Origin of the sequence: Saccharopolyspora sp. NPDC002686 (assembly GCF_040295745.1) — a bacterium.
Taxonomy (GTDB): domain Bacteria; phylum Actinomycetota; class Actinomycetes; order Mycobacteriales; family Pseudonocardiaceae; genus Saccharopolyspora; species Saccharopolyspora oryzae.
In genome coordinates this window covers 1-1518 of sequence record NZ_JBEOVY010000650.1, presented here as the reverse complement: position 1 = coordinate 1518, position 1518 = coordinate 1, and the positions used below count along the sequence as shown (strand labels likewise).

The 1518-nt window shown below is 70.3% G+C and carries 2 protein-coding genes; both read right to left on the bottom strand.

Annotation, left to right across the window (positions count from 1 at the left end; all coding sequences use genetic code 11):
• A partial coding sequence (gene hpnE, locus ABTZ89_RS38620; RefSeq protein ID WP_351054442.1) for a hydroxysqualene dehydroxylase HpnE occupies positions 1-1068 on the bottom strand: 1068 nt, incomplete at its 3' end.
• The coding region (locus ABTZ89_RS38615) for a squalene/phytoene synthase family protein (protein WP_351054440.1) at positions 1065-1518 on the bottom strand (454 nt) is incomplete at its 5' end. The genes hpnE and ABTZ89_RS38615, both read right to left, overlap by 4 nt.

Below are 1518 nucleotides of genomic sequence, written 5' to 3'. Positions count from 1 at the left end.
GTCCTCCGTGCGCAAGTCGATGTAGTCCTGGGCGGCTGACAGCGAGATCGCCAGGTACTGACCTCGCGTCGCGCCGGAGATCGCGCTGCGGTCGAAGACCCACTGCACCGGGGAATCCAGCACCGCGGCCATCCGGAGACCGGTGACCTTCCGGTCGTAGTGCAGGTGCACGTTGACGATCGGTGCGGCCGAGAGCTGGGACCACTGCTCGACTCCGGGAACCGGCAGGTCCGCGAGCAGTCCGGCCGCTGCTTGGTGCGGAACCGCCACCACCACCGCGTCCGCCGACAACTCGCGGGCGTTGCTGCCTGCCTTCGCGCGCACGTGAAAACCCGCACCAACGCGTCGGATCGCCCGCACCCGGCATCGCGTCCGGACGCTGACACCGGCGGCACGCAGCGCTCGGTGGGCGGCATCGCCGTGCAGCTGCGACAAGGGGACTTGCGGGATGGCGATGTCCGCGCTGTCGCTGCGGTCCAGGACTCCTGTTCGAAAGACCTTGGCGGCCAGCAGCATCGACGCATCGTCCGGATCCGCGTTGATCGCGGCCACACCGAGCAGCCCCCACAGCGCCGTCACCGCGCGCGGTGATTCGCCGTGCCGGCGCAGCCATTCGCCGAGGCTGATCTCGTCCAGCGCCGGATCGGCCGGATCGAGCATCCGCAGCGCCAGCGCGGTGCGCGCCACTCTCGCGCGCTGGGCCGCCGTCAGCTGCCGGTACCCCAGCAACGCGGGGAGCAAGTGCCCCGGTGCTGGCAGGTTCCAGCGGTGCAAGCGGGATGCGCGACCATTCGTGCTGAGCACCGGAACCTCGAAGCGGTGCTGCATGCTGATCGAATCCTGCACCCCGAGCCGGCGCAACAAATCGATGTACTCGGTGTAGCAGCGCAGGAAGACGTGCTGGCCGGTGTCCACGACCAAGTCACCGCGCTGGAACGAGTAGGTGGCGCCGCCGAGCTTCGACCGCGTCTCGAGCAGCTCGACCACGAACCCCGCCTCGGCCAGGTCCAGCGCCGCCGTCACTCCCGCCAGCCCACCACCGACCACCACCACGCGCCCGCGGCTCACGGCGCCATCCCCGCCAAGGAACGTGCCGCGACCCCCGCCTTGCGCCAGCCCGACAGCGAGGTCCGCTGGCTCAGCGCACCACCCGGGTCAGCGGCGATGCGCGCCAGCAGCTCGTGGTAAATGCCCGCCATCGACGCGCAGCACGCCCGGCTGCGCCGGTCCAGCATCGGCAGCAAGAGGAGTCCCTCGGAGTACCACTGCTCGGCGCGCGCGGCTTGGAAGCGGATGAGCGACGACCACCGCTGCTGGTCCTCGACGAGCCCGTTGCCCGGTTCCAGCCGAACGCCGAAGCGCTCCAGGTCCTCGGACGGCAGGTACACGCGTCCCTCGAGCTGGTCCTCGCGGACGTCGCGCAGGATGTTGGTCAGCTGCAGAGCGACACCTAGCGCGTCCGCACGTCGCTCGGCCGTGGCTTTGTCCACCGCACCGAACACGCCCAGTGACAGGCGT